Genomic DNA, 26,025 nt, shown 5'->3' with positions numbered 1-26,025 from the left:
CGCCATGTCGATAGAGATCGTCATCGGCCTGCCCCATCTGAACGAGGGTCCCATCCTCGCCCGGGCGCGACGCCTGCAGCAGCCCATGCTGATATCCGCCAATGCCCTATCTTCCTGGTCCAACCGGCGCGGCCGGCGCGAATGGACCGGATGGCGGCTCGGGCAACTCGCCAATGCTTATGGCCTTGCCGCGCTCGACCTCGACAGCGCCGGATTCGTGGCAATGGCCCGCTACCGCGGCTTCCCCTGGAGCGTGGACGACTATTTTCGTCTCGCCAGTGCCTTTCCGTTCCGGCGCATTGCGAGTCTCGATTATTGCACCGAAACGGAAGTCGCCGCCGATCGCGAGGAGGTTCTCGACCGCATCTCGCGGACGATCCGCGCTAACCGGGACTGCCGCGAGCGTGCCGCCGATTTGGGGTTACTCGATCGCCTGATGCCTGTGATCCAAGGACGGCGCCCGAGCGATTATGAGCGCTGTATCGACGCGCTTTGGCTGTCGATTCAGCAGGGAAAGGTCATTGGCGTGGGTAGCATGTGCCGCCGCGAGATCGCCGGACCTGAAGGCCTCATTGCCGTCATCGAGCAGCTCGACCGCATTCTGCCAGCCGGCGTCACCCTTCACGCTTTCGGCGTCAAAGGGTCGGCACTGCCTTATCTTGCCCCATTTTCCGGGCGGATCGCGTCGATCGACAGCCAGGCCTATGGCGTCGCCGCACGACGGGATGCCTATCGGCGCCGGGTGTCCAAGTCGGACGCGCTGGTCGCCGAGCATATGGAACGATGGACGCATCAGCAGCTCGTCCGCCTCACCGAACCTCCCCGTCGCCTTCGACACCAAGCTGTCAGATCCTGTTCGAGCTTTCCCGCGAACGCTTGGGAGGCGGCCATTCGGCACGCCCGAGCGGAGATTCGCGACCTGATCGAAAGCGGAGACCTCGATCATGACGAAATCACCGATGCGTGGATCGAGCAATGGGCGGCAGACATCTACCGCGCCCCGTTCGGGGACCGGGGAGGGAAGGGGGAAGCGGCGGGGTGAGGGCCAGGGGCTCTCGATCATTTGCTGGAGAACCGCCCATGACCTATCCGCTCTTCGCCGCGCCTGCCGCGGTGTCCGAACCGTGCGCCAAGGCAATCTCGCTCCTCGACATCGCCAGGCTCCTCACGGGCCGTCTCGCCAAGGGGACAAGCGTCTCCCGCCAGAAGCTCAAAGCCATGATGCGCGAGCGCTTCGGCGGTTCGGACGCCTGGGGCGATTGGTCGATGCGTGACGCCTATGAGGCGCTCGAGGCCGCCCAGGTGCTGCTCGCCCTCGATCCCGCGATTGGCCTTATCGACTATGACGACCCTGTCGCCGCGACCGCCGCACGCGACCGCCTTTCCCGATTGCTGCCGACCCAGAGTTATCGCAGCGAGCGCCAGGTCGACCTGCAGCAATTCTCCACGCCGTTGCATCTGGCGTGGCTCGCCGCCCATGCTGCCCGGATCACCGACGCTGATACGGTGCTTGAACCGTCGGCCGGCACCGGTATGCTCGCCGTTCATGCGCGGCAGCTTGGCGCCCAACTGATCCTCAACGAGCGCGACCCGCTGCGCGCCGATCTTCTGGCACTGACCCTCGACCAGCAGGTCCGCCGGCACGATGCCGAATTCATCCATGACATGCTCGATCCCGCCGATCGCCCCAACGTCGTGCTGATCAATCCTCCCTTCTCACGCAGCGAGGGCCGAGGCCGGGATCGTCATGCCGGCGCGCGTCATCTTCGTTCCGCCTTGTTGCGCCTTGCCGACGGTGGACGCTGCGTCGCGATCATGTCGCCGGCCTTCGCCCGCGATGGCACGGGATCGAAGGGCTATGATGCCGTCACGTCGCTTGTCCCGGCGCGGTTCGAGATCACGATCAACGGCCAGCCTTATGCCAAGCATGGTACCGCGATCTCGATCAGGCTGGTGATCTTCGACAAGGGCTGGACCGGCGAAACCGAATGTCACGTCGTCGCCGATCTGCGCGGCGCGCTGCCGATCGTCCTCAACGTGCCGCCGCGCCTGGATGCCGGCGAACCGCCACTGCCGCCCGTGGCGGTCGAGCAGTTCGAGCCGGCCAGACCGTTACTGGCAGCCCCGGCGCGCGCCGGCAGCCTGTTCGCGCGCGTTGAGCCACTCCGGCCTATAACGCCACCTCCAGCGCCGATGATCGCCGGTGAGCCGGAACTTCTTGCCTACGAAGCGCTGGCCACGCCGCCGGCCGCCGGTGAGCAGATCGGCATCTATGTCCCCTGGCGGCTCGCCCGCATGGCTTTCACCGATGCCAATCCCCATCCTGACCAACTTGTCGAATCCGTGGCAATGTCGTCGATCCTGCCGCCGCTGCCATCCTATCGGCCGATGCTGCCGCCGCGTGCTGTGTCGGCGCTGTCGGAAGCCCAACTCGAGACCGTGATCTATGCCGGGCAGGCCTTCGCCCGCGATCTGCCCGGCCGCTTCGTGCCCAACCAGGCCGGCACCCTCCTCACGCCCGACACCGACGGCCACATCTATCGGCTCGGCTTCATGGTCGGTGACGGAACCGGGGTCGGGAAAGGCCAGCAGATCGCCGCCTGCATTCTTGATCGCTGGTGCCGCGGCCAGCGCCGCGCGATCTGGATTTCCAAGAGCAGCGCGCTGCTCGAAGACGCGCGACGCGACTGGAGCGCGCTCGGCGGCATGGCGATCGACATCCAGCCGCTTGATGCCTTCGCATTCGGCACGCCGATCACAATGGACAGCGGCATCCTGTTCCTGACCTTCGCGACGCTCCGCTCCCAACGCGAGGACGCGCAATCCCGCCTGCAACAGCTTCTCGCCTGGCTTGGCGAGGATTTCGACGGGGTCATTGCTATCGACGAGGCCCATGAACTCGCCAACGCCGCCGGCACCGACACACAATATGGCACCCAGAAAGGCTCCGAGCAGGGGCTGGCAGGCGTGCGGCTGCAGAACCTGCTGCCGCGCGCCTGCATCCTCTACAACAGTGCCACCGGCGCCACCGATCCCGCCAATCTTTGTTATACGGGCCGGCTAGGTCTGTGGGGGCAGGGCTCTGCCTTCGACACCCGCGAAGCGTTCATGACGGCGATCGGCAGCGGCGGGATCGCGGCCATGGAGATTGTCGCGCGCGACCTGAAGGCGCTTGGCCTCTATACGGCACGCGCACTCACCTTCTGCGGCGTCGAATATGATCCGCTCGAACACAAGCTCACGCGCGATCAGATTGCCGTCTACGATGCCTATGCCGACGCCTGGGCGCTGATCCACCAGAATCTCGACACCGTCCTCGAAGCGACCAACATCATCGACGGCATGAACGGCCGGGCGCTCAATGCCCAGGCCAAGGGCTCGGCGCTGTCGCGGTTCGAAAGCGCTAAACAGCGGTTTTTCGGCCAGTTGCTGATCGCCATGAAGCTGCCGACCGTCATCGGTGCGATCGAGGCGGATGTTGCCGAAGGGCGCCATGCCATCGTCCAGCTGGTCACCACGGCCGAGGCGATGCTGGACCGTCGTCTGGCGAGCCTCTCCGCCGACCAGCGCGCGCAGCTCGACATCGAACTATCCCCGCGCGAGTATATGATCGACTATCTGAAATCCGCTTTCCCCACGCGGATGATGCGCGTCTTCAAGGGCTCCGATGGCGAACCCCGTTCGGAGTTGATGGTCGACGAGGATGGCCACCCTGTCCATAGTCAGGTCGCCCTCCAGGCGCGTGACGACCTGATCGAGCGCCTATGTGCCATGCCGGCCATCCCCGCCGCGCTCGACGAACTGATCCGTCACTTCGGCACCGACGCAGTCGCCGAGGTGACTGGCCGGACGCGGCGCCTGGTGATCGACGGCAGCGGACGACAACAGATCGAACGCCGGACCGCGCGCAGTAATATTGTCGAATCCGACGCCTTCATGTCTGGCCGCAAGGCGATCCTTGCCTTCTCGGATGCCGGTGGGACGGGGCGCAGCTATCACGCCGATCGCAACTGTCCGACGGCCGACCGCCGCCGCGTCCATTATCTGCTCGAACCGGGTTGGCGCGCCTCCAGCGCAATCCAGGGTCTGGGGCGATCCAACCGAACCAACCAGCTCAGCGCGCCGATCTTCCGCCCGGTGACGACAGACTGCCGGGGCGAACGGCGCTTCATCAGCACGATCGCCCGACGCCTCGACAGTCTTGGCGCGCTCACCCGGGGGCAGCGGCAGACCGGGGGCCAGAACCTTTTCGATCCGGCGGACAATCTTGAGAGCGATTATGCGAGAGATGCTTTAAGCCAATGGTATCGCTTGCTCTATCTGGGAAGACTCACCAGCGTCACGCTCGACGATTTTTCGCTTATGACCGGACTCAAGCTCGTCGATCAGAATGGCGGCGGCCTGCTCGAAACTTTGCCCCCGATACAACGCTGGCTCAACCGGCTGCTGGCGCTGCGGATCGGCACCCAAAATGCGATCTTCGAGGAGTATATGGCGCTGATCCAGGCCCGCATCGATGCCGCGCGCGATGCTGGGACCCTCGATGTCGGCGTCGAGACGATCAAGGCTGAGCGGATCGTGCCGCTCGAAGAGCAGATCCTTCGCCGCGATCCGGTGACCGGCGCCGAGACCAGACTCTGCCGTATCGAGCTTCATCATCGGCGCCGCGCGACTGCCTTTGAACGTCTCATGGAGGCTTGGTCCGGGACGAAGGAAATCGCGTTCCTGAAAAATGGCCGCTCGGGCCGGATCGCGCTACGGGTGCCTTCCTGGTCGATCCTCGACAATGACGGGCAATCCATTCAGGTCTGGGAGCTGATCCGTCCCGTCAGCTCCGAGCGCATTCGCCAGTCAGCGCTCGCGGAGAGCCATTGGCGCGAGATCGACATGGCCGGCTTTCGCACTGCCTGGGAGGCGGAATGCGCGGACATCGCCACCCGGATCGACGTTGAGACCATTAACATCGCCACAGGGTTGCTTTTACCAGTCTGGAACCGGTTGCCCGATGACGATGTCCGTGTCTGGCGGATCTCCGATGCCCAGGGCAATTCGATGTTGGGCAGGATCGTTTCGCCCGCTGGTTTCGAGAAGCTTGCACAGGCGTTCGGCATAACCATGGCAATCGCCCTGTCGCCGGCCGAGATCGTCGCAGCGGCCCGCGGCAGCGACGGCATCGCAATCCCTGAACTTCCGGGCGCGCGCCTTCAGCGTTCCTATGTCAACGATGAGGCGCGGCTGGAGATCAAAAGCTTCCCACCCGATAAACGCGAGTGGCTGAAGTCGCTCGGCTGTTTTACCGAGATCATCAACTACAAGACGCGCCTGTTCGTTCCGACCAATCGCGCCGAGGATATCCTCGAGGCAATTTCCGCAAATGCCGCTCTCTGAATAGTGGGCTGACAGATGCCCGACACATCCAATTTGCGACGAGCGACCGAGGCCGAGCGGTCTCGGGCTGCGGCCCGGTCGCGCATATTGGCCGCATGGAGGGAAGGGAGGGGGCTGGATGTGGTCGGCGAATAGGTCGTCGGCGCACACCGGAGACCAATCATGGCCGACCCCGATCCGATCAGCGCGCTGTTCGTCGAGAGCTTCAATCTCGATCTCGCCGAACTCCATTCCGCCGCCCGTGTCGCCCTGCCGTCGAACGGCAATCACGGCGACGTGCTCGAACTGCAGGACGATGAGGGCAATTTCATCTCCTTCGTGCCCGCCGATGCCTCTCCCGAAATGGTGGCGATCGCTTACCGTCTCTACGGGCAGGGCCTCAACCACGGCGTTCGTGTGGGCGAGGCCGCTGCATGGGCGAAGCTGCGATACCTGATCGGTGCAGCTGCTGCCGGCGATCCTGCCTGAACAAACCGCCGCATCGCAGGGCTGAAGCCTCGATGCGGCATCCCTTCATCGATCATCGCAGGAGGCCCATCATGGCCGACCGTGTTTCCGTCACTATCCGCATCGGTGGCTCGCTGCCGCGTGCCCAACTTGCCGCGTTCATCGCCGTTATCGAGGATGAAGCGCTCACCGATCCGCTCGGGGAGTATTTCTCAATGGACCAGATCACTGGTTTCAGCCCGCTCGAACTTGCCGCCGACGAAGTTTCCTGGGGCCGGCTTGAGTCTCTCGAGGCCTTCTGTATCAACAATCGGCTGCCCTTCCAGCGTTGGTGCGGAAGCTATCCCGGAAGTTGGGAGGCCGAGCGCATCGTGTTCGATGACGCGACCGACCCGCGCTCCTACACCGTAACCGATAACGACATCGTCGTGGTCACCGAGCCGGAACTTCGCTCACTCGGCACCTTCGAGGCCGTCAGCGCCTATCTACAGTCGGCCAATGTCGCTTTGCCGCCGCTGACCATCGTCGATGAGGAGCAGGATCATGGCTGACACCTATGTCCAGAGCTGCTTTGCCTTCTCCTGCTCGCCAATGGAGATGGCGCTGCTGGAGGAGGCCTTTCAGGCGAGCTATGGCCTTGGCGAGGGCTACGATCCCGACACGGTAAGCCCGAGCCCCGAATTCCTGGCGCTGTTTCCAGCCTCCGAGGACGACCGCTGGGCCGGTTTTCGCGACATCTTCTCCGACCGCGATTTTCCATCCTTCGGCGCGGTGCTGACAGGCAGCAACCTCGCTGATCCTTTGGTGGTCGCCGCCGTCGTCACCTCGGAAATCGCCCTCGACCCCGAGGCACTCGCCAAGCTGGTCCACCGCTGCTGCTCGGCGACGCTCCTCACCGGTCCGATCGGTTTCGAATGGAGCGTCACCTGTTCGCGAATGCGCGTCGGGGAGTTCGGCGGCGGATGGTGCGCGATCTTCCACGATCGGGTCGAGATTGAAAGCACCGGCGAAGCCCTCGCGGCGTCGCTTTCTGGCGGCGTTCTCTAAATTCGCCGAGCCGTAGAAGCGTAGCTTCGCCCGAACCGTCAGAGGCGCTGCAAATGCTCATGACCATCGCAGCGCCAAAAACCGAAGGAGGCAATGAGATGACCCAGTTCAAGTTCGCGGTCACCGAGACCCGCAATTTCGAGATGCAGTATCAAGTCGAGGCGGACACACTCGAAGAGGCGCGCGAGAAAGCCGAAACCGGCGATACGACGTTCGAGGTCGAACTGGGCTGCAGCGGCGTATCCGACCGCTTTGTGGCCCAACAGCTTTAGTGGCCATGACCGAATACCCGCTCAAGCGGGCTTGCCGCTGTCCAACCAACACCCCGGGAGACCTCCGATGGATGACCCCACCCCCGCAATGTGGCGCGCTTTGCTCGACTTCCGGGCGCGCCATGGGCGCTATTGGAAGCGCGCCCTTTCGCTCAAATGGATGAACGGGAGCGACGAGTTCGAGCCTTTCTCGGCATCGCTGCGAATGGTGCGCAACCAGCTTGGGCCGACCTGGCTCTACGCCCTTCGGCCCTCTTCCCTCGACGCCGCCGCGCGTCGCCTCACCGCCCTCGATTCACAACCCGACAATTGCCGGGCCGAGCCCGTGGTCAGCGGCGAGCCTTGCGCGAGCGATCAATGACGCCGGACCGGCGGAGGGAAGGGGGCCTTGGGGGATGTGCGGCGGGTGGAGGCAACGACGTTCCGCGCGCGCAGCCAGCATCAGGAGGTCCCCATGAACATGATCGCCACCGTCGACCGCCCCGTATCGGGCGCCTATAAGGTTGATATCAGCCGCGGCCGGAACGTCAGCCGCGTTTCCTCGGAATGGTTTTCGCGCCCCGAGGACGAACGCTACCTCTCCCTCACCAGCCTTTATGACCGCGTGCGCGCCCGCGCCGAGGCGGCGACAACCCGGGTCGTCGAGAGCCGCGCTGTCCGCGTCGAGGCGCGCAGCGACAATCCCGAGCGCCTCTCACTCCTGGTACCCGGCAGCGACGAACCGGTTGCTCCCACCAACTGGTCGTTCGGCCAGATGTGCAGTTTGGTCGGCGCGCCGGCCTCTTATCTGCGCGATCTGCCAGCAGCGCTTGCCGGCATCAATCTCCAGCATGGTCTGATCGCCCATCGCGGCGAGCAGGTGAAGCTGCTTCAGACGCACGATGGCCGCACCGAACTGCGGGCGGTCACCGGCCCCGACTATGGCCGGATCTGGGATCATGAACTGGTCGCGGCGGTGATGAAATTCGCGGGCGACGGCGTCGGGGATACACGGTGGAAGGTTCCGGGCGTGCTCGACTGGGGCACGATGCGCTATAACCCTTATGTCGATGTCAGCCGTGACACGACCACCCTCTATGCCTCCGATCGCGACGTCTTCCTCTTTCTGGTGGATGATACCCATCCGATCGAAGCCGGCCGGCTGCCCAATGGTGACCCGGACCTCTATTTCCGCGGCTTTTATTGCTGGAACTCGGAAGTCGGCTCGAAGACGCTCGGCATCGCGACCTTCTATCTCCGCGCGGTGTGCATGAACCGGAACCTCTGGGGCGTCGAGAATTTCGAGGAGATCAATATCCGCCATTCGAAATTCGCAGCCAATCGGTTCGCGCAGCAGGCCGAGCCGGCGTTGACTCACTTCGCGGATTCCTCAGCCGTACATTTCATCAACGGCATCCGCACCGCGCGAGACCGCATCGTCGCGCGCACCGACGAGGATCGCTCAAGCTTCCTGCGCAACCGCGGCTTCTCCAAATCCGACACCGCAAAGGTCATCGCCACCGTCCTCGACGAGGAGGGGCACCCCGCCGCGTCACTCTACGACTTCGTGCAGGGCATCACCGCCGTCGCGCGACACAAGACCCATCAGGACGACCGCCTCGATCTCGAGGGCAAGGCCCGGAAGCTGATGGAACGCGCCAACTGACCGCGTCGGCGCCGGACGCGGTCCGGCGCCACGCTTCCAGATTCTGGAGACTTGCCATGACCGAGAATTCGGTGGCGCCGACGCGCGCCTATTGCATTGCCGTCGATTTCCTAAGCGGCGACCAATGCTTCGCCAGCGGACAATATGATATCGAGGCTGAGGATGTCGCCGAGGCCGTCCGCCTTGCCCTCATCCAAGCAGAGGACAGTATCTACCACGACCCGCGTGTTCCCGATCTGGGCCTTCACGCCCATGTCGTGCCGATCACGGACGGGGATGATCCCGATCCTCAATCGCCTTGTCCCGCGGCCGCGCAAAAGCCAGTCTGTCCGTACTGCGGAAGCGATGGGGTCGCCCGCGACGCCACCGCCAGATGGGATCCAGACGAACAATGCTGGTCGATTTCGGGGCTCTTCGACAATGAGACCTGCGACGATTGCGGGGCAGAAGGGGACGACTTCGCCAATTGGCTCGCCATTGCCGCTAAGCCGCCCGCCGCCCGCGTCTTGTCTGGTGGCGCTCGAACTCTTCCAAATACCGGGTCGATAGAGCTGGAAACCACCCCTGATCAGATGCCTGCCGAGATCTTGTCCGTTCAGGCGATTGACGCGGCCGCCTATCGACTGGCGGTTGCTTCACTGCCACCGGATCGGCGGGCAATCTTCGAGCTGCACCAGATCGGGGGCCTACCCTATACCGAAGTCGCCGAACGCACCGGCACCTCCGTCGCGGACATCGAGCGAGAGATCGCTGCGGCGCTCACCCACCTGGCGATGTGCCTCCGGGGAGATCCCGATCACCCGGAGTGATGCCGGCTAGGTCGTTGTTCCTTCGTCCGCACGGCACGATCGGCGGGCCATCAATGCCGCCGAGCTTTCTGGTGTCAGGGTCAATGCGATCGCTGTCTCCACGATCGTGGCAGCTTACGTCATAGATATTTGGAGATCGTCCGAAACTCCTCGACGGCCGAGCCTACGTTCTTGTCCGCCTCTGCGTGGGACAGGCAGTGATCGATATGATCGTTGATCAGCGCCTTTTTCGCGTTCGCCACTGCCTTTTCGACTGCATGGAGCTGCTGGGCGATATCCACGCAAGGCCGACCCGCTTCGATCATCTCGACGATGCTGCGTAAATGTCCCCCGGCCCGGCTGAGCCGTTTCACAATCGCTGTATGGCTGGCGTGCCTGTGATCGGTCATCAAAATGGTCATCCTGTAGATCAGCGAGCGGGACACTCAGGCCCTTTACATATCCCCCTGGGGAGGTTAGCTCAAGCGCGTCCTATATCCCCCATGGGGGATAGGGTCGCAATCAATCGGAACAAACGCCACGTGCTCTCCGTCCTGGCAAACCGCACCTATCGCCATCTGTTCATGGCTCAGGTCATCGCGCTCATCGGCACGGGGCTCGCAACAGTTGCGCTCGGCCTGCTTGCCTATGACATCGCCGGCGGCAGCGCGGGCGCGGTGCTCGGCACGGCGCTCGCGATCAAGATGGTGGCCTATATCGGTGTCGCGCCGGTCGTTGGCGCCTTTGCCGACCGTCTGCCGCGTCGCGCATTTCTTGTCAGCATGGATCTCGTGCGGATGGCGGTGGCGATCTGTCTGCCGTTCGTGAGCCAGGTCTGGCAGGTCTATGTCCTGATCTTCGTGCTGCAATCGGCTTCCGCGGCGTTCACGCCGACCTTCCAGGCAACCATCCCCGATATCCTGCCAGCGGAGCGCGACTATACCCGCGCGCTGTCGCTGTCGCGGCTCGCCTATGACATGGAAAGCCTGACCAGCCCGATCCTCGCTGCCGGGCTGCTGACCGTCATCAACTTCCACTGGCTATTCTCGGGAACGGCGATCGGGTTTCTGTGCTCGGCGCTGCTCGTCTTGACGACGGTCCTGCCGCGCGCGGCGAAATCAGAACCGAGAAGTGGGGGCATCTACGCCAAGACCACGCGGGGTACGCGCATCTATCTGAAGACGCCGCGCCTGCGGGGGCTGCTGGCGCTGACCCTCGCTTCAGCTGCGGCCAGTTCGATGGTCATCGTCAACACGGTGGTAATCGTGCGTGGTAATCTCGGCCTCACGCAGCGCGATGTTGCCTTCACGCTTGCCGCTTTTGGCGCAGGCTCGATCCTTGCCGCGCTGATCCTGCCACGCATCCTCGATCGGGTCGCCGATCGTACGATCATGATTGGGGCTGCGGCAGCAATGACGATCGGCCTTGCCCTTCTGGCGGTGCTCACGGCAAGCTTTGGAGCAGCGCCCGGTTATTGGCGCATGGTCCTGATCGGCTGGTTCATACTCGGGATCGCCTATTCGATGAGCGTGACGCCATCGGGCCGATTGCTTCGACGGTCGGCCAATGCCGACGACCGCCCGGCCTTGTTCGCCGCGCAATTCGCGCTCAGCCACTGCGCCTGGCTGATCTGCTATCCCCTGGTGGGTCTGTTGGGCGCCAGTATCGGGCAGACGGCGGCCTTTGCGGCAATGGCGGCGATTGCGGCCGTCGGAACCCTGGCCGCATCGTGGCTCTGGCCCAGCGCAGATCCCGATACGGTGAACCATGATCATGCGGATCTCGCGCCCGATCATCCCCATCTGCGCGGCGATCACGGCAAGGCGCGGGAGCATGCGTTCGTCATCGACGATCTCCATCAGCGCTGGCCACACCAATGACTTTCATCTCGACTGTCATGATCCCTGCCTTGCGGCGCGCTTGTGGACCGGCCGTGTTCGCGATACCCGTATCGACATGACGGCATCGTCGGTCAGATTGCGCGCTTCGGTGCGGGCCTGTGCCCGCATGCGCCTTTTTGCGCTCTCGGCGATTCTGGCGCTGTTCGGGATGCTGGCGCTTGCCACCTGGCATGACGCTATGCCGCACGTCCATGATGCCGCGCATGTCACCAGCGTCGATCGGGATCATCATGATCACGCCCCGGCCGAGCAGCCGGACACACCCGACCTGATGCATCTGGCGGCTCATGCGGTGCTCCAGACAATCGACGTGCCTGCGCAGGCTGTGATTGTTGCGCTCTTGAAGCCTGTCACCGCAATCTGGGCGCGCGAACCTGCCGAAGCGGCGCGGTCTATCGCACCTTCGTCAATTCTGCGTCCCCCGCGAGGCTGAATTCACGCGCGTAGCGCGTGCCGTCATTGCAGCCTTTTTTGGGGATAAGACTATGAGAGCCTTTATAGGCCGGCTGCCGCGTCGCGTGGTGTCCGGTATGATGGTCGCGACCTGCGTCGCGGCGCTGTGCGCACCCGCACAGGCGCAAGTGGCGCCGCCGTTCGCTACACTGCTACGCCAGACCGCCGACGCGCCCCGGCGCATCGAAAGCGAAGCTGAGGTCCGCCGGTCCGAAGGTCTTGCACGCCAGGCGCGCGCCCGACCCAATCCGACGATCGGCATTCTCACCGAGAATGTCGCGGGATCGTCTCCCTATCGCGGGGTCGATCGCGCCGAGACGACGCTGCAATATAGCCAGCCGCTGGAAATCGGCGGCAAGCGTTCGGCGAGGATCGCAGCCGGACAGGCCGGCGTCGCCGCGTCCCGCGCGCGCGATCGTGATGCGAAGATCCGCTACGCTTATGATCTTGCACGCGCTTATGCAGCGGCGGACGTCGCAGACCAGAGGATAATGCTGGCCGAGGGCGAGGTCGAGCAAGCGCAGAAAATCCTGCACGCCGCTCGCGTCTTGGTCGATGCCGGCAAGGAAGCGCGGCTGCGCGCCCTGCAAGCAGAGGCCGCGCTGAACGCTGTGACCGCCGATCTTGAAGGGGCGAAAGCAGATCGCATTGCGGCTTATGCCCGCCTCTCCGCACTCGCTGGTGTCGAGGAGACCTTCACCGGCTTGTCGGAATCGCTCCTGGTCGTGCCGGTCGCGGCACCGGCTTATGGTCCCGTCGATCCGATGAAGAGTTCGTCCTTCCTTGCCGCACAGGCAGAGCGAGAGGCTGCCGAGCGCCGCCTGACCGCCGAACAGAAGCGGGCAATCCCCGATGTTACGGCAATCGTCGGCGTGCGGCGTCTCGATTATGAGAATGCGACCGCACTGACGGCAGGCGTCTCGATCCCGCTCAACATCTTCGATCGCAACCGTGGCAATATTGCTGCCTCTCAAGCAGAGGCACAGGCAGCCGCCGCCAGATTGGCTATGGCTCGCAACGATGCGATTGCCGAAACCCGCGCGGCCGGGGCGCAGATTGTGGCCGCACAGTCGCGGGTTGCCGCTGCGGAGGCGTCGCAACGCACCGCCGAAGAGGCCTATCGTCTCGCCCGCATTGCCTATGAGGCTGGCAAATCCCCGCTCGTCGAGCTGCTGAACGCGCGCCAAGGTCTTGGCGCGGCACGCGGTATCGTCCTCGACGCCAAAGTGGCCAGTTTCGAGGCGCGCGCGCAGCTCGCCCGCCTTCAGGGCCGCACCCTTTCCGGAGATGAGATCCAATGAACCCCGACAGCAACAAGCTTTATGCCGGGGCCGCGATCGGTCTCGTCCTCGCCGCCGTCGCCGGTTTCGGCGTCGCCAGGATGACTGGCCCGTCCGCACCGACAGTCAACACGGAGGCGGCCGCCTCCACCGCTCCGACCGACACGGTCGCGATTACCCAGGACGGTGTCAAGACCTCGGGGATTGGCCTTGCACAAGCGGCAGCCGGTGGCGTCGCCGGCATTATTCTCGCCAGCGCCACAGTTGAGGCAACGCCTGACGCCGAAGCGGTGCTCACTGCCCGGGCAGCGGGCACCGTTACCCGGATCTTCAAGCGGATCGGTGATCCGGTCAGCGCGGGCGAAACGATCGCCCTGGTCGAGAGCCGCGATGCGTCGGCGATCGCCGCCGATCGCAGTACGGCTGCCGCAAGGGTTACGCTTGCAAGCCGGCAACTGGCGCGCGAGCGAACACTGCTCAATCAAGGGGTGTCGCCCCGGGCAGACTATGAGACCGCTGAAGCCAATCTTGCGGTCGCCCAGGCGGAAGCCCGGCAGGCGAGTGCCGCCGCCAGCGCGGCAAAGGTCTCTGGCGATGGCCGGTCGGTCGCGGTGGTCAGCCCGATCTCCGGACGCATCACGTCCGCACCCGGCAATCTTGGCGCGTTCGTCCAGGCTGAGACCGAGCTGTTCCGCGTCGCCGATCCGCTCCGCGTCCAGATCGAGGCGAGCGTACCGGCAGCGGACGCATCGCGTGTGAAGGCGGGTGACAGGGTCGAGCTGACAACCAGCGATGGCCGAAAGGTCGAAGGCCGGGTCCGCTCGGCAACGGGCGTGGTCGATCCGCAGACGCGGCAATCAACCGTGATCGTGACGCCAGGCGCTGGCGGCATTCCGATCGCGCCGGGCCAGCTCGTCCAGGCGCGTATTTTCGCCAGCGGCGGCGGCGGGGCCACGGGCGTCAACGTGCCGCAGGACGCGGTCCAGACGATCGGTGATCGCTCGGTGGTGTTCGTGCGAACACGCCAAGGGTTCAAGGCGCAGACCGTGCGCGTAGGAACGCGCAGCGGCGGCATGGTCGAGATCGTCTCGGGCCTCCCTGCAAACACGGTGATCGCCACCACCAATGCCTTTCTTCTCAAGGCTGAGCTTGGCAAGGAATCGGCAGAATGATCGCGCGGATACTAGGCCTCTCGGTCAGGGCCCGATGGGCCGTCGCCTTCCTCACCTTTCTCGTCGTCCTGTTCGGTGCCTGGCAGATCACCCTGCTGCCGATCGACGCGGTCCCGGACGTCACCAACCGCCAGGTGCAGATCAACAGCTTCGTGCCGACCCTGGGACCGGTCGACATGGAGAAGCAGGTCACCTTTCCCGTCGAGACAGCGCTTGCCGGTATTCCCGGCCTACAGATGACCCGCTCGCTCACACGTAATGGGTTCAGCCAGGTCACCGCGGTCTTCAAGGACAGCACCGACATCTATTTTGCTCGGCAGCAGGTGACCGAACGGGTCGCGCAGGCCAAGGACAGCCTGCCGGCCGGCGTTCAACCCCAACTCGCGCCGCTCACGACGGGTTTGGGCGAGATCTTCATGTTCAGCGTCGCGTTCGAACATCCCGACGGCAAGGGTGTTAAGGTGGTCGACGGTCAGCCGGGCTGGCAAACGGATGGGGCTTATCTGACGCCGGAAGGCGAGAAGCTGACAACCGTCGTCGCCAAGGCCGCCTACCTGCGCACCGTACAGGACTGGACCATCCGTCCGCAAATGCGCACCGTTCAGGGTGTCGCCGGTGTCGATTCCAACGGCGGCTATGTGAAACAATATGTCGTCGAGCCCAATCTGACCGCGCTTGCGTCCTATGGCGTCTCGGTCACCGAACTAGCCGATGCACTCGAACGGTCGAACCTGTCGGCAGGCTCCAATTATGTCCGCCGTGCCGGTGAATCCTTCCTCGTCCGCGCCGACGCGCGGTTGCGGTCGGTCTCCGACATAGAAGAGGCGGTGATCGCCACACGCGCCGGCGTGCCGATCCGCGTGAAGGACGTCGGCGAGGTCGTCATCGGCGGCGCGGTACGGACCGGATCCGGCAGCGTCGGGGGATCGGAAGCGGTCATTTCGACCATCCTGATGCTTACTGGCGAGAACAGCCGCATCGTCGCCAATCGCGTCGCCGACAAGCTGGTCGAGATCAACAAGACGTTGCCGCCGGACGTTGTTGCAAGCCAAGCCTATAATCGCTCGAAACTGGTCAATGCGACCATCGCCACGGTTGAGAAAAATCTGGTCGAAGGCGCACTGCTGGTCATCGTCGTGCTGTTCCTGCTGCTCGGCAATATCCGTGCGGCGCTCATCACGGCGGCCGTGATCCCGATCACCATGCTGATGACCGCGGCGGGCATGAATGAGCTGGGTGTCTCGGGCAATCTGATGAGCCTCGGCGCGCTCGACTTCGGCCTGATCGTCGATGGCGCAGTTATCATCGTGGAAAACGCGCTCCGGCGGCTGGCCGAGCGGCAGCACAAGGAAGGAAGACTCCTTACCCGGCTCGAACGCCTCACCGAAACCACTCACGCCGCGCAGGAGATGGTCCGGCCAACCGTCTATGGCCAGGCCATCATCTTCCTCGTGTTCATACCTTTGCTCACCTTCCAGGGCGTGGAGGGCAAGACGTTCGCACCGATGGCGATCACGCTGATGCTGGCGCTGGCCAGCGCGTTCATTCTGTCGATCACGTTCGTGCCGGCGATGGTCGCGTTGCTGGTGACCGGCAAGGTGAGCGAGACCGAGGTCAGATCAATCCGCTGGTTTAAGGAAAAATATCAGCCGGCGCTCACCCGCGCCGTGGCGCGGCCCATGCCGTTCATCATGGGCGGCGTAGGCGTGTTTGCTGCGGCCGTGTTGCTGTTCGGCACGCTTGGACAAGAGTTCATGCCGCAGCTCGACGAGAAGGACATCACGGTCACCAACTTCCGTATTCCATCCGCCTCGATCGATCAGTCGACCGCGATGCAGCTCCAGATCGAAAATGCACTCAAGACGTTGCCCGAGGTGGCGTTGGTCTTTTCCAAGAACGGCAATGCCGATCTTGGCACCGATCCGATGCCGCCTAATGCGTCGGATACCTATGTCATCCCCAAGCCTGAAAAGGAGTGGCCTGCCGAGGTCAAATCCAAGGAGGATATTCTTCGGCGGATCGAGGAACGGATGAAGCCGCTGATCGGCAACCGCACGGAGATTCAGCAACCGATCCAGATGCGGTTCAATGAGCTGATCGCGGGCGTTCGCTCGGACGTGGCCGTCAAGCTTTATGGCGACGATCTCGACGCCATGAGCCAAGCGGCGAGCCGGATCGCAGCCGCCCTTCGAACAATCCCGGGTGCGGCGGACGTGCAGGCGGAACAGACATCTGGCGCGCCGACCTTCGACATCAAGGTCGATCGCCAGGCGGCGGGCCGTTACGGCCTGTCGGTCGAGGAGGTCGCCAGTACGGTCGCGGCCGCCCTGGGTGGACGCAAAGCTGGCTTGTTGTTCGAAGGCGACCGGCGTTTCGATGTCGTGGTGCGACTGCCCGACGCACAGCGCGACGATATCGAGACCCTGGGTTCGATCCCGGTCATGCTACCATCCAGCGGTGCCGGGAACGCGCGTTCCATCCCGCTCAGCGAAGTGGCGCGCTTCACCTACACAGAGGGGCTTAACCAGATCAGCCGCGAGAACGGTAAACGGATGGTGGTGGTCCAGGCCAATGTGCGCGGCCGCGATCTTGGCGGATTCGTCACCGAAGCCCAGGCGAAGATCACCGACGTGAAGCTGCCCGCCGGCACTTTCATCGAGTGGGGCGGCCAGTTCGAGAGCCTCCAGTCCGCCTCCCAGCGGTTGGCGATCGTCGTGCCGCTTTGCTTCGTTCTGATCTTCGCGTTGCTGTACATGGCACTGGGCGGCGCCTGGCCCGCCCTGGTTGTGTTTACGGCCGTCCCTATGGCCTTGGCAGGAGGGGTGTTCGCTCTGGCCTTGCGGGGGATACCCTTCTCCATCACGGCGTCGGTCGGGTTTATCGCGCTGTCGGGTGTGGCGGTCCTCAACGGACTCGTCATGATGAGTGCGATGCGCAAGCGGCTTGACGACGGCGAAGGGATCGACGGAGCCATCATTGGTGGCGCGATGGAACGTGTGCGGCCCGTGCTGATGACTGCCCTTGTAGCGAGCCTGGGCTTCATCCCGATGGCGCTTGCCACCGGTACCGGAGCGGAGGTGCAACGACCGCTTGCGACCGTGGTGATCGGGGGGCTCATCACATCGACGGCGCTGACGCTGCTCGTTCTTCCGGCAATCTCGGCGCTGATGTTCCGAATACTCGCGAAACGGAAGACTGCGGAGGAACCGCCGGCCGATTTGGTGCAGGCATGAAGCATGCTGCCCTGGCGAAGACCGCCAGGGCAGCCTGTCTCGATGTTGCCGGACTGCCGGATTTTCTATTGCACAGGAAATGTAAGCCGCACCGCCAGGCCGGGTGCGAGATGGCATATCTCCATCCGAGCGTCATGGAGGCGGGCCACTGCCTCCACGATCGCAAGGCCCAGCCCGTTACCGGGCGTCGTCCGGGCAGCGTCCAGCCGGCCGAACGGACGAAGGACGGTGGGGACGTGATCCGGGGCGATGCCCGGGCCGTCGTCCTCGACGGAGAGGAAGGCAGGTGCGACGCGAACCACGATCCGGGCGCCCATCGCCGAATGCTTCAAGGCATTGTCGACGAGATTCGCGGCGGCGCGCGTGAGAAGATCGATGTCGCCTTCGACAAGGATCTCGCTGCTGACCAGCAAGTCAATCGACCGGCCCGATCCCTCGATCTCGGGGCGATAGGCATCGACAACCTGTTCAGCGACCGCTGCCAGATCGACGGGCGCGAACTCCTTGCGCGCGTCGCCGGAATCGATCTCGGCAAGATCGAGCATCGACTCGAAGAGTCGCAGCGCGCCGTCAATGCCGCCTCCGGCATCGTCGATCGACTGCCGCAGTTCCTGGACATCATGCGATCGCTTAGCCGCTTCGAGCGTATGGCGCACGCGCGTCAACGGCGTGCGCAAGTCGTGCGCGATTTCGGCTGACACTCGCCGCACCGTGCCGACCAACCTATTGATCCGATCGAGCATCCCGTTCATCGCCAAGGCGAGCTCATCGAGATCATCACGCGTACGTCCGGTGTGCGGAATCCTCGCGGTAAGATCGCCCTGTTCGACGGCTCGCACCGTGCCAAGGATGTCCTGCATACCGCGCAGCACGCGGCGCGTGGCCACGAAACCGATGGCGAGGCCGACGATGAGAGCGATAACGCCCGAAACCAGGAGCGCGCTGAACACGGCTTCGCGGACCGCCTCGCCGCGCTCAATGTCCTCCCCGATGGCCAGCAGCGAACCATCGGGCAAGCGGCTCGTCAGGACCAGCAGATGTTCCTTGCCTTCAAGGCCGGGCGCTCCCTCGCGCGCTGCCATCGCGTGCCAGCCCGCAGCCCGCGGAGCGGTGGTCAGATCGCCCGCCACGATCCGGCCATGCGGATCGACCAGCAGATATTCGAGCGCGCCCGGACGTTCCGATCGCGCGCCGATCGCGTCGGCGGCGCGCACGAGGCCTTCCTGCGAGACTTCGACGGCGACGGCATGCACCTCCAGCGCGATCCGTTCGCGTGCATCGCTCTCCACGATGTTCTGCGACATCAGCCAGCCAGCGATACCGGCCCCGGCCATGGCGAGTACAAGCAGCGCCGCATTCAGCAAGGAAAGACGAAAAACCGTCGAGCGGAGGAGTCTCTTAGCCGGCGCGAACGGCATAGCCCTCACCCTTTATGGTATGGATCAGGGGAGGATCGCCACCGCGGTCGATCTTTGTGCGCAGCCGGCTGACATGGCTTTCGACCAGGTTGGTTCCAGGATCGAACCGGAACCGCCAGATCTGCTCGAGCAACATCATGCGCGTGACGACGGCCGGCGCATTTTGCATCAGCATCTCGAGCAGCTGATATTCGCGCGGCTGCAGATGAACCAGCTTGTCGCCTCGCCAGACCCGACGCTGCATCCGATCGAGCGCCAGGGTGCCGACCGTGAGCAGGGCGTCGGACAGACCGCTCGATCGGCGGCCCAGCGCCTCGACCCGGGCTTCCAGTTCGACCATCGAGAAGGGTTTGACGAGATAGTCGTCGGCGCCGCCGCGCAGGCCGGCGACCCGGTCGGAGACCGAGCCGAGCGCGGTCAGCAACAGGACCGGCACCTTGATGTCGCGGTCGCGAAGACCCGCAACCACCGCGAGTCCATCCATGCCCGGCAACATTCGGTCGATGACGACGACGTCATATCTGCCGTTCAACGCCCGATCGAAGCCTTCAGCGCCGTCACCGACGATGTCGACCTGGTGGCCGGATTCGGCGAGCGCGGCCGCGACCGTCTCCGCCATCCTCTGGTCATCCTCGATAAGCAGCAACCGCATCGCTCGTTCCATTTCGATCCCTGGGCCAACGATAGGCCAGCACGAGCGCGGGCAACAGCACCAGGCTCATGAACGTCGAGGTCACCAGCCCGCCGAGGATGACCGCGGCCATCGGCCCCTGCACCTCGCGGCCCGACTGGCCCGCCTCGAACGCCAGCGGCGCAAGCCCGAGCCCGGTCACCAGCGCGGTCATCAGGATCGGCGTGACACGTTCGCGCGCGCCGCGGATGACGGTGGCGAGATTCCTCGGCGCCCCTTCCTCCTCGACCAGATGATCGACATGGCTGATCAGGAGGATCGAGTTGCGCGCCGCGATCCCGAACAGCGTGACGAAGCCCACCAGCGCCCCGAGCGAGAGTACCCCGCCCGTGATCGCAACGGCGATCACACCGCCGGCGAGCGCGAAGGGCGTGCCAGCAAGAATGAGTCCTGCCGGCCGGCCGCCGCCAAAGGCAAGAATGAGCAGCGCGACGATGCCGATCGACGCTGCCGCGACGTTGAGCAGGATCTGGCGCGTTGCCGCAGCCTGGGCCTCCGCGACGCCGGCATAGTCAAGATAGACGCCCGGCGGCAGCTTCACCTCACGGGTGAGTTTCGCGCGTGCGGCGCGGACGAACCCGGCCACGTCGGATGCCGATGGATTGGCGGTCACCACCTGCCGTCGGCGGCCGTCCTGATGGCTGATCGTCGTCCGCCCCTCGGCGGCGCGGATCGTGGCAATATCGGAGAGCGGCGTGGTTGTGCCGTCGGCGGCACGCACGAGGATGGAGCCGACCGCCTCGGGATCGCGCGCCTCATTGTCGGGCAGGGTGACGGCGACCTCGGTGATACGATCCGCTTCGGCGATCTCGCTGACCGTCCGGCCCTGGAAGGCGGTCTCGATCGCATCATAGGCGTCGGTTGGCGTTACGGCGCGCAGCGCCATGCGATCGGCATCGAGCGTGATGCGCAGCGCCGGGGCGCCGGGCTGTGCCTTGACCCGGACATCGGCGGCACCCGGGATTGTCGCGAGCACCCGGGCGACATCGGCGGCGACACGATCGAGCCCGTCGAGATCGGCACCGTAGACGCCGATCGCGACCTTGGCGGTTTCGCCGGACAGGGTCTCGCTGATCCGGTCGCCAAGGAAGGTGAGGGTCTCGCTCTGGATTCCGGGATAGCGGGCGATCACAGCGCGGATTTGCGCGAGTGTCCGGTCTTCGGAAGCGCCGCCGACGCGCCTGAGTTCGACATGGAACTCGCTGCGGTTGGGCTGGAACGTGTCCTCGCCCGCTTCGGCGCGGCCTATCTGTTCCTCGACGGTGGCGACATCCGGAATGGCGAGCAAATCATGCGTGATCCCGCGGCCAATGCCCTTCATCCAGGGGATCGACGCCCCGACCGGCCCGTTGACCTGGACGACATAATGCCGTTCGCGAAACGCTGGCAGCAGCTCGCCGCCGAAGCTGATGAGGATCAGCGCTGTGAACACGCCGATCACGGTCGTGGCGATCACGGTGAAGCGGGGATGCCGGCACGCCGGTGCCAGCAACCGCGCATGCGCGTCCTTCAGCCTGCTCACATAGCCCGGCTCGTCGTGCAGCCTGACCCGCTTGAGGAGCAGCAGCGACATGGCGGGCGCAACCGTGATCGCGACCACAAGCGAGGCCAGCGTCGCGAGCAGGAACGACCAGGCGAGCGGCCCGAAAAAGGCGCCCTGCAATCCCGTCAGGAAGAGGATCGGCGCGACCGTCAGCGCGAGCACATAGGTCGCATAGACCACCGGCGCACGCACCTCGACCGACGCCGCCTCGATGATCGCGGCCCGGCCGTCGCCCTCGGGCGCATCGCGCAGCCGCCGCACGATATTCTCCACCCCGACGATCGCGTCGTCGATGACCACGCCGAGCGCGACCGCGAGCCCGCCCAGCGTCATCGTGTTGATCGTCTGCCCCGTGCGGTCCAGCACGATCAGCGCCGCCAGCAGGGACAGGGGAATCGACGCGAAGGCGATGAAGGCGACGCGCAGGTCGCGCAGAAAGGCCAGCAGCACAAACGCGATCAGCGCGGCGCCGATCAACAGGTCGGTTCGGATGCCGCCAAGCGCGGACTCGATGAAATTCGCCGGACGATGGAGGGCGGGGTAGATATGCACGCCCTGTGCCTCGATCGCCGGCCGCAGTTCGGCGAGTGCGGCTTCGACCTTGAGCGTCGTGTCGAGCGTGTTCGCGCCGTACTGGCTGGCCAGGGCGAGAAGGACGCCGTCCTGTCCCATGATCAGCGCGTCGCCGGTCTTGGGTCTCGCGGCATCGACGACATCGGCGAGATCGCCGAGCCGGACGGGCAGGCCAGCGCCGAGCGGCAAGACCGCCTGGGCAAGCGTACGCGCGGTGACGGCGCCGGTGGTCGGCTCGATCAGGATGCGCTGGTTCGCCGTCTCGGCGAAGCCGCCGCCACGAATGACTGTCATCGCCTTCACCGCGGTTTCGACTTCGGCGAGCGACACGTTGCGCGCCACGAGATCCGCCGGGCGGATGCGTACTTCGATCCGGCGCTGCTCGCCGCCGAAGATGATGGCGCGGGTGACGCCGGGCGACGCGAGCAGCCGCGGCACGATCGTCCAGCGTACGAGATCGCGCAGCGACTTGCGATCGCGCCCGCCGGTGAAGCCGATCTTGAGCAGGTCCATCGTCGATGACGTCAGCGGCCCCATGCGGGGCGGCTGGACACCGGCCGGCAACTGGCCGGCGGCTTCGGAGATGGCTTCCGCCACGATCTGACGCGCCCGATAGGGGTCGCTGCCCTCGACGAATACGACCTGGATGACCGAGAGGCCCTGGATTGATTCGGACCGGACCGACTGCACGCCAGTCGCGCCGTTGATCGCGGTTTCAAGGGGGCGGGTGACGAGCGCCTCGACCTGATCGGGGGTCATGCCCGGCGCCTCGGTCTGCACGCTGGCCTGGGCCGGAACGAATTCGGGGAACACGTCGTAGCGCGCGTTGCGGATGGTGAGCACGCCGAAGCCCAGGAGGAGGAGCGCGGCGAGCATGATCATGCCGGGATGAGCGAGGCTGAGCCTGACGATGCGACCGAGCATGGGTTAGTCTCCGTCGCTTTCCGCGGCGGATCCGCCGCTGCGGTCGATTGCGAGCAGCGTTTCCGCGCCTCCGGTCACGACACGGTTCCCGGCGGTCAGGCCCGAATGCACGAACCAGGCACCACCGATCGGCCGCGCATCGATGAGCTCGACGCGTTCGAAACTTTCCGGTCCGTCCTGCCGGTACACCCATAGTCCGCCGCGCCAGCGCAGCACCGCGTCGCGCGGCACGGCGACACCCGCCTCGGCGCTGCCGCGCTCGACCTTGACGTCCAGGATGCGACCGTTTGTCGCCGACGCCGCGATCGGCCCGCGCAGGATGGCAAGCAGGCCCGCGCTTTGCAGGCGCGGGTCCGCCGCGGCGGCCGGACCGAGAACGGCGAGAACGCCGCCGTCGATGCGCATTCGCGACCGCGTGTCGAGACTGGCGCCGGGCACGTCGATCCTCACGAGCGCGGCCCGGCCGGCCGCGATATCCGCGATCAGCGCGTGGCGGGCGCCGGTCCCGAGTCGTGCGAGACCGGGGCCATATTCCAGTCCGATGCGACGCTCGGCCAGCCCGACGCGGGCGGAGTCGGCCGCAGACTGCGCGCGCGCTGCTTCGACCGACTTCGCCGAGGCGCTCTGATCCTGGGAGAAAAGCTGGACGAGCCGGGCGGCCTCGGCTCGCGATGCGCCTGCGGCCGCCCGCGCCGTCACGATTTCCGCGTCGATTGCCGCGAGCGCGCCGCCATCGAGCCCGCGTGCAAAGCCGTGCGTGATCGCTGGAGTGCTGGTGGTGGTGACTGATGCGACCGAGAGGCCGGTGCGCTGCTGCTCCGCGCGCTCAAGGCGCACCTCGCCGTCGCGCGCGCTCGAAGCCGTCGCCGTGGGGCGGTCGGCCGAAGGATTCTTGCCCTCGGCCGTCTCGGTAGCGTTCCGCATGGGTGCAAGTCCCAGCAGCACCGCAGCGCTGACCCCGGCACCCACCGCCGCCCAGCCGATCGCTGTGCGCCTGCTCATCGGCGCTGCTCCCCGGTTCGTCCCGTTCTGATCATGGTCTCCGATCCTTCAAGCGGACGGCGCAGCGCATCCTCCAGCGCGGCATCCGCCACGTGCACGCGCGCGAGCGCGTCAATCTCCGATGTCCGCGCCTGCTCGGCGCCCGCCTGGGCCGCCGCCCAGTCAGTGCGGTCGATCGCGCCCGCGGCAAGTTCGCGGTCCGCCTGACGCGCGAGGCGGTCCGCGGCGACCCGTTCGACGGTCCGGATCCGTTGGAGCGCCGCGCGCGCCGCGCGCGTCTCGACCAGTGCGGCATCGATCGCGGCCTCGGCCGATGCGATCACCGCTTCGAGGCGCTTGCCGGCTTCGGCGCGCCGGGCCTCGGCGGCCGCGATGGCGTGGCGGTTGAGATCGAGCGGGGGCAGGATCAGGCCGAGCGAGAATGGCACCTTCACCAGCCCGCGCTCCCAGGTATAGCCCGGCGCGATGCTGATCGCGGGGAACTGTTTGGCCACCTCGCCGCGCAGGTCGGACTCGGCCTGATCGTAGGCCACGATCGCTTTCAGCACATCGGCCCGCGAACGCAGCGCTTCAAGACGCAGCCCGGTCGTGACCTGGCCGCCTGGGTCTGGCGCAGGATCGTCGAATCCGTCCCACGCCATCGCAAGCGGTGTGACCGCCGTCTCGGGCACACCGATCGCGGCTGCGATCGCCCGATCCGCGGCGCGGTGCTGCGCCTGCGCGTCGACGAGACGGCGCCCCGCATCGGCGCCGTCGGCGCGGACTCGCTCCAGTTCAGCTCGCGATGCCTCGCCCGCGGCGACGCGACGCGCCATCGCCGCGAATTGACGGTCGCGAACCTGGGCCAGTGCACCGAGTGCCAGGATTTGCCGATCGGCGACCATTCGCTGGGCAAGCGCTAGCCGCAGCGCGATGCGGGCCGACCAGATCGCCTCGGCCACATCGTAGCGCGCAGACAGCACGGCGAGGTCCGCCGTGGCGACCCGCGTGGTCCGCCGACCACCGATATCGAGTGGTATGTCGAGCGACCCGCCGAACAGCCAGGGCGAGCTTGCCGACGGGTCGCGCGCATATTCGCTGGTCAGCGTCAGTGTCATGTTCGGCCATTGGCGCACGACGCCGACATTGGCGGCAGCGGTGTCGACCGCAGCGCGCGCGGCGGCCACGTCGGCATTGTACAGCGTTGCGGCGGCGAACAGCGACAGCCGGTCCCAGATCACCGGCGAAGCAGGGCGGACCGGTGCAATCTCGGCGACGCGACGCCCCACCGCTGCCTGGTCGAGCGTGCGCGCATCCCGGGCAGCCGCGATCGCATCCGGACTGACAGGGTGCGGCCGGTAGGACGCGCAGCCCGCCGTCGCCGCCAAAAACAGCAGCGGCACCGCAAGACGCAGTTTGAACCAGCAGGTTTTGGGGGCCGCAACGATCATCTCCGCGGCGATATCAACCGTCAGCCGATCTCGCATGTTGTGGATTTACAAGGTGCAGCCCTTGCCCGACCTGATCTATCCGCCGTGGCGAATGTTGCTTGAAGTAATCGGCGGGTTCTGCGCGCCCGAGGGAGATCATGACGATGAGCGACCAGGACGACGATGTCGATCTTCGCGACAACAAGCCGCTGGCCCGCGCCGTGCTGTTCGTCGCGCTCGCAAATCTCGCTTATTTCGGGGTAGAATTCACTGTCGCACGGTTGATTGGGTCGGTGTCGCTGTTCGCCGACAGCATCGACTTCCTCGAGGACGCTTCGGTCAATCTCCTGATCCTTGTTGGTCTAGGGTGGAGCACGCGCGGCCGGGCTCGTCTCGGCATGGCGCTCGCTCTTGTGCTGCTTGTGCCGGGACTCGCGACGCTCTGGACCGCCTGGGCGAAGTTCAACGTGCCGATCGCGCCGTCACCCATTCCGCTGTCGCTAGCGGCGTTGGGCGCGCTCGCCGTCAATGCGACCTGCGCGATCATGCTGACCCGGTTTCGGCATCATCAGGGCAGCCTGACCAAGGCGGCCTATCTCTCGGCACGCAATGATGCCGTGGCCAATATCGCGATCATTGTCGCTGCGGTCGTGACCGCCACGCTGTGGCATTCTGCTTGGCCGGACTTGATCGTTGGTCTGGCTATCGCTGCGATGAACGCCGATGCCGCGCGCGAAATCTGGGCAGCGGCTCGTGCAGAACACCGGGCGGTACCCTAGCCATGCCTCTTCGAGGAAACCCGTCGAGGACTGGCAAAGCTGGGCGTCGCCCTGTTCTTT

The 26,025-nt window shown here is 65.4% G+C and carries 21 protein-coding genes; 15 read left to right on the top strand and 6 right to left on the bottom strand.

From position 1 onward, the window contains the following. The first annotated feature begins 4 nt into the window (after positions 1-4). The 9 genes from WC729_RS15785 (at position 5) to WC729_RS15745 (ending at position 9,608) form a co-directional block, all read left to right on the top strand. Positions 5-1,042 carry a hypothetical protein gene (locus WC729_RS15785; protein ID WP_372854436.1) on the top strand — a complete coding sequence of 346 codons (1,038 nt, stop codon included), beginning with the start codon at positions 5-7 and terminating at the stop codon, positions 1,040-1,042. A 38-nt stretch (positions 1,043-1,080) separates the two neighbouring features. After that, positions 1,081-5,388, top strand: a complete 4,308-nt coding sequence (locus WC729_RS15780) for a strawberry notch-like NTP hydrolase domain-containing protein (protein WP_372854434.1) — start codon at positions 1,081-1,083, stop codon at positions 5,386-5,388. Positions 5,389-5,550: 162 nt separating this feature from the next. Next, positions 5,551-5,856, top strand: a complete 306-nt coding sequence (locus WC729_RS15775) for a hypothetical protein (protein ID WP_372854432.1) — start codon at positions 5,551-5,553, stop codon at positions 5,854-5,856. Between the two features lie 71 nt (positions 5,857-5,927). Then, positions 5,928-6,386, top strand: a complete 459-nt coding sequence (locus tag WC729_RS15770; RefSeq protein ID WP_372854430.1) for a hypothetical protein — start codon at positions 5,928-5,930, stop codon at positions 6,384-6,386. Continuing rightward, a complete protein-coding gene (locus WC729_RS15765; RefSeq protein WP_372854428.1) occupies positions 6,379-6,882 on the top strand; it encodes a hypothetical protein in 504 nt (167 codons plus the stop codon). Before WC729_RS15770 ends, WC729_RS15765 begins: the two co-directional genes overlap by 8 nt. A 53-nt stretch (positions 6,883-6,935) precedes the next feature. Next, positions 6,936-7,154, top strand: a complete 219-nt coding sequence (locus WC729_RS15760) for a hypothetical protein (protein WP_372854426.1) — start codon at positions 6,936-6,938, stop codon at positions 7,152-7,154. A 67-nt stretch (positions 7,155-7,221) separates the two neighbouring features. Continuing rightward, positions 7,222-7,515 (top strand): hypothetical protein, encoded by a 294-nt coding sequence (locus WC729_RS15755; protein ID WP_372854424.1) that lies wholly within the window; start codon positions 7,222-7,224, stop codon positions 7,513-7,515. Positions 7,516-7,608: 93 nt separating this feature from the next. Further along, a complete protein-coding gene (locus WC729_RS15750; protein ID WP_372854422.1) occupies positions 7,609-8,799 on the top strand; it encodes a DUF932 domain-containing protein in 1,191 nt (396 codons plus the stop codon). A gap of 56 nt (positions 8,800-8,855) precedes the next feature. Beyond that, the gene (locus WC729_RS15745; RefSeq protein ID WP_372854420.1) at positions 8,856-9,608 is read left to right on the top strand and encodes a sigma factor-like helix-turn-helix DNA-binding protein; all 753 of its coding nucleotides are present in this window, start codon (positions 8,856-8,858) and stop codon (positions 9,606-9,608) included. A gap of 119 nt (positions 9,609-9,727) precedes the next feature. On the opposite strand, the gene WC729_RS15740 is transcribed toward WC729_RS15745, so the two are convergent. Next, positions 9,728-9,997 carry a metal-sensing transcriptional repressor gene (locus WC729_RS15740; RefSeq protein ID WP_188064310.1) on the bottom strand — a complete coding sequence of 90 codons (270 nt, stop codon included), beginning with the start codon at positions 9,995-9,997 and terminating at the stop codon, positions 9,728-9,730. Positions 9,998-10,129: 132 nt separating this feature from the next. Between WC729_RS15740 and WC729_RS15735 the strand changes: the two genes are divergently transcribed. The 5 genes from WC729_RS15735 to WC729_RS15715 are packed head-to-tail and all read left to right on the top strand — an operon-like array spanning position 10,130 to position 17,626. Beyond that, entirely contained in the window at positions 10,130-11,467 is a 1,338-nt protein-coding gene (locus tag WC729_RS15735) for an MFS transporter (protein ID WP_372854418.1), read from the top strand. Next, positions 11,421-11,921: a hypothetical protein gene (locus WC729_RS15730; protein ID WP_372854416.1), complete on the top strand. Its 501-nt coding sequence runs from the start codon at positions 11,421-11,423 to the stop codon at positions 11,919-11,921. The genes WC729_RS15735 and WC729_RS15730 overlap by 47 nt, the downstream gene beginning before the upstream one ends. A gap of 52 nt (positions 11,922-11,973) precedes the next feature. Beyond that, the gene (locus tag WC729_RS15725) at positions 11,974-13,242 is read left to right on the top strand and encodes a TolC family protein (RefSeq protein ID WP_372854414.1); all 1,269 of its coding nucleotides are present in this window, start codon (positions 11,974-11,976) and stop codon (positions 13,240-13,242) included. Beyond that, a complete protein-coding gene (locus WC729_RS15720; protein WP_372854412.1) occupies positions 13,239-14,393 on the top strand; it encodes an efflux RND transporter periplasmic adaptor subunit in 1,155 nt (384 codons plus the stop codon). Before WC729_RS15725 ends, WC729_RS15720 begins: the two co-directional genes overlap by 4 nt. Continuing rightward, positions 14,390-17,626 (top strand): efflux RND transporter permease subunit, encoded by a 3,237-nt coding sequence (locus WC729_RS15715; protein WP_372854410.1) that lies wholly within the window; start codon positions 14,390-14,392, stop codon positions 17,624-17,626. Before WC729_RS15720 ends, WC729_RS15715 begins: the two co-directional genes overlap by 4 nt. A gap of 65 nt (positions 17,627-17,691) precedes the next feature. Here the strand turns inward: WC729_RS15715 and WC729_RS15710 are convergent, their stop codons facing one another. From WC729_RS15710 to WC729_RS15690, 5 genes are read right to left on the bottom strand one after another with little or no spacing between them, the layout of a single operon-like run. Continuing rightward, entirely contained in the window at positions 17,692-19,044 is a 1,353-nt protein-coding gene (locus WC729_RS15710; protein ID WP_372854408.1) for a sensor histidine kinase, read from the bottom strand. Next, on the bottom strand, positions 19,025-19,696 hold the full coding sequence (locus tag WC729_RS15705; protein ID WP_372854406.1) for a response regulator transcription factor: 672 nt from the start codon (positions 19,694-19,696) through the stop codon (positions 19,025-19,027). Before WC729_RS15705 ends, WC729_RS15710 begins: the two co-directional genes overlap by 20 nt. Then, positions 19,671-22,775, bottom strand: coding sequence for an efflux RND transporter permease subunit (locus WC729_RS15700; RefSeq protein WP_372854404.1), 3,105 nt, complete (start codon positions 22,773-22,775; stop codon positions 19,671-19,673). Before WC729_RS15700 ends, WC729_RS15705 begins: the two co-directional genes overlap by 26 nt. 3 nt (positions 22,776-22,778) lie before the next feature. Next, positions 22,779-23,777, bottom strand: a complete 999-nt coding sequence (locus WC729_RS15695; protein ID WP_372854402.1) for a hypothetical protein — start codon at positions 23,775-23,777, stop codon at positions 22,779-22,781. Next, positions 23,774-25,207 (bottom strand): TolC family protein, encoded by a 1,434-nt coding sequence (locus tag WC729_RS15690; protein WP_372854400.1) that lies wholly within the window; start codon positions 25,205-25,207, stop codon positions 23,774-23,776. Before WC729_RS15690 ends, WC729_RS15695 begins: the two co-directional genes overlap by 4 nt. Before the next feature lie 143 nt (positions 25,208-25,350). Between WC729_RS15690 and WC729_RS15685 the strand changes: the two genes are divergently transcribed. Continuing rightward, on the top strand, positions 25,351-25,965 hold the full coding sequence (locus WC729_RS15685; protein ID WP_372854398.1) for a cation transporter: 615 nt from the start codon (positions 25,351-25,353) through the stop codon (positions 25,963-25,965). Positions 25,966-26,025: the final 60 nt, after the last annotated feature.

This window comes from Sphingomonas sp., assembly GCF_041661825.1.
Classification (GTDB): domain Bacteria; phylum Pseudomonadota; class Alphaproteobacteria; order Sphingomonadales; family Sphingomonadaceae; genus Sphingomonas.
The sequence above is the reverse complement of the archived record's forward strand: the minus strand, read 5'-3'. Positions and strand labels throughout refer to the sequence as shown.

Coding starts and splice junctions, on each gene's coding strand:
- WC729_RS15745 (WP_372854420.1), top strand. CDS start 8,856: ATGACCGAGAATTCGGTGGCGCCGACGCGCGCCTATTGCATTGCCGTC.
- WC729_RS15740 (WP_188064310.1), bottom strand. CDS start 9,997: ATGACCGATCACAGGCACGCCAGCCATACAGCGATTGTGAAACGGCTC.
- WC729_RS15765 (WP_372854428.1), top strand. CDS start 6,379: ATGGCTGACACCTATGTCCAGAGCTGCTTTGCCTTCTCCTGCTCGCCA.
- WC729_RS15775 (WP_372854432.1), top strand. CDS start 5,551: ATGGCCGACCCCGATCCGATCAGCGCGCTGTTCGTCGAGAGCTTCAAT.
- WC729_RS15730 (WP_372854416.1), top strand. CDS start 11,421: ATGCGTTCGTCATCGACGATCTCCATCAGCGCTGGCCACACCAATGAC.
- WC729_RS15720 (WP_372854412.1), top strand. CDS start 13,239: ATGAACCCCGACAGCAACAAGCTTTATGCCGGGGCCGCGATCGGTCTC.
- WC729_RS15705 (WP_372854406.1), bottom strand. CDS start 19,696: ATGCGGTTGCTGCTTATCGAGGATGACCAGAGGATGGCGGAGACGGTC.
- WC729_RS15770 (WP_372854430.1), top strand. CDS start 5,928: ATGGCCGACCGTGTTTCCGTCACTATCCGCATCGGTGGCTCGCTGCCG.
- WC729_RS15695 (WP_372854402.1), bottom strand. CDS start 23,777: ATGAGCAGGCGCACAGCGATCGGCTGGGCGGCGGTGGGTGCCGGGGTC.
- WC729_RS15710 (WP_372854408.1), bottom strand. CDS start 19,044: ATGCCGTTCGCGCCGGCTAAGAGACTCCTCCGCTCGACGGTTTTTCGT.
- WC729_RS15725 (WP_372854414.1), top strand. CDS start 11,974: ATGAGAGCCTTTATAGGCCGGCTGCCGCGTCGCGTGGTGTCCGGTATG.
- WC729_RS15755 (WP_372854424.1), top strand. CDS start 7,222: ATGGATGACCCCACCCCCGCAATGTGGCGCGCTTTGCTCGACTTCCGG.
- WC729_RS15700 (WP_372854404.1), bottom strand. CDS start 22,775: ATGCTCGGTCGCATCGTCAGGCTCAGCCTCGCTCATCCCGGCATGATC.
- WC729_RS15760 (WP_372854426.1), top strand. CDS start 6,936: ATGCTCATGACCATCGCAGCGCCAAAAACCGAAGGAGGCAATGAGATG.
- WC729_RS15785 (WP_372854436.1), top strand. CDS start 5: ATGTCGATAGAGATCGTCATCGGCCTGCCCCATCTGAACGAGGGTCCC.
- WC729_RS15780 (WP_372854434.1), top strand. CDS start 1,081: ATGACCTATCCGCTCTTCGCCGCGCCTGCCGCGGTGTCCGAACCGTGC.
- WC729_RS15690 (WP_372854400.1), bottom strand. CDS start 25,207: ATGATCGTTGCGGCCCCCAAAACCTGCTGGTTCAAACTGCGTCTTGCG.
- WC729_RS15750 (WP_372854422.1), top strand. CDS start 7,609: ATGAACATGATCGCCACCGTCGACCGCCCCGTATCGGGCGCCTATAAG.
- WC729_RS15685 (WP_372854398.1), top strand. CDS start 25,351: ATGAGCGACCAGGACGACGATGTCGATCTTCGCGACAACAAGCCGCTG.
- WC729_RS15715 (WP_372854410.1), top strand. CDS start 14,390: ATGATCGCGCGGATACTAGGCCTCTCGGTCAGGGCCCGATGGGCCGTC.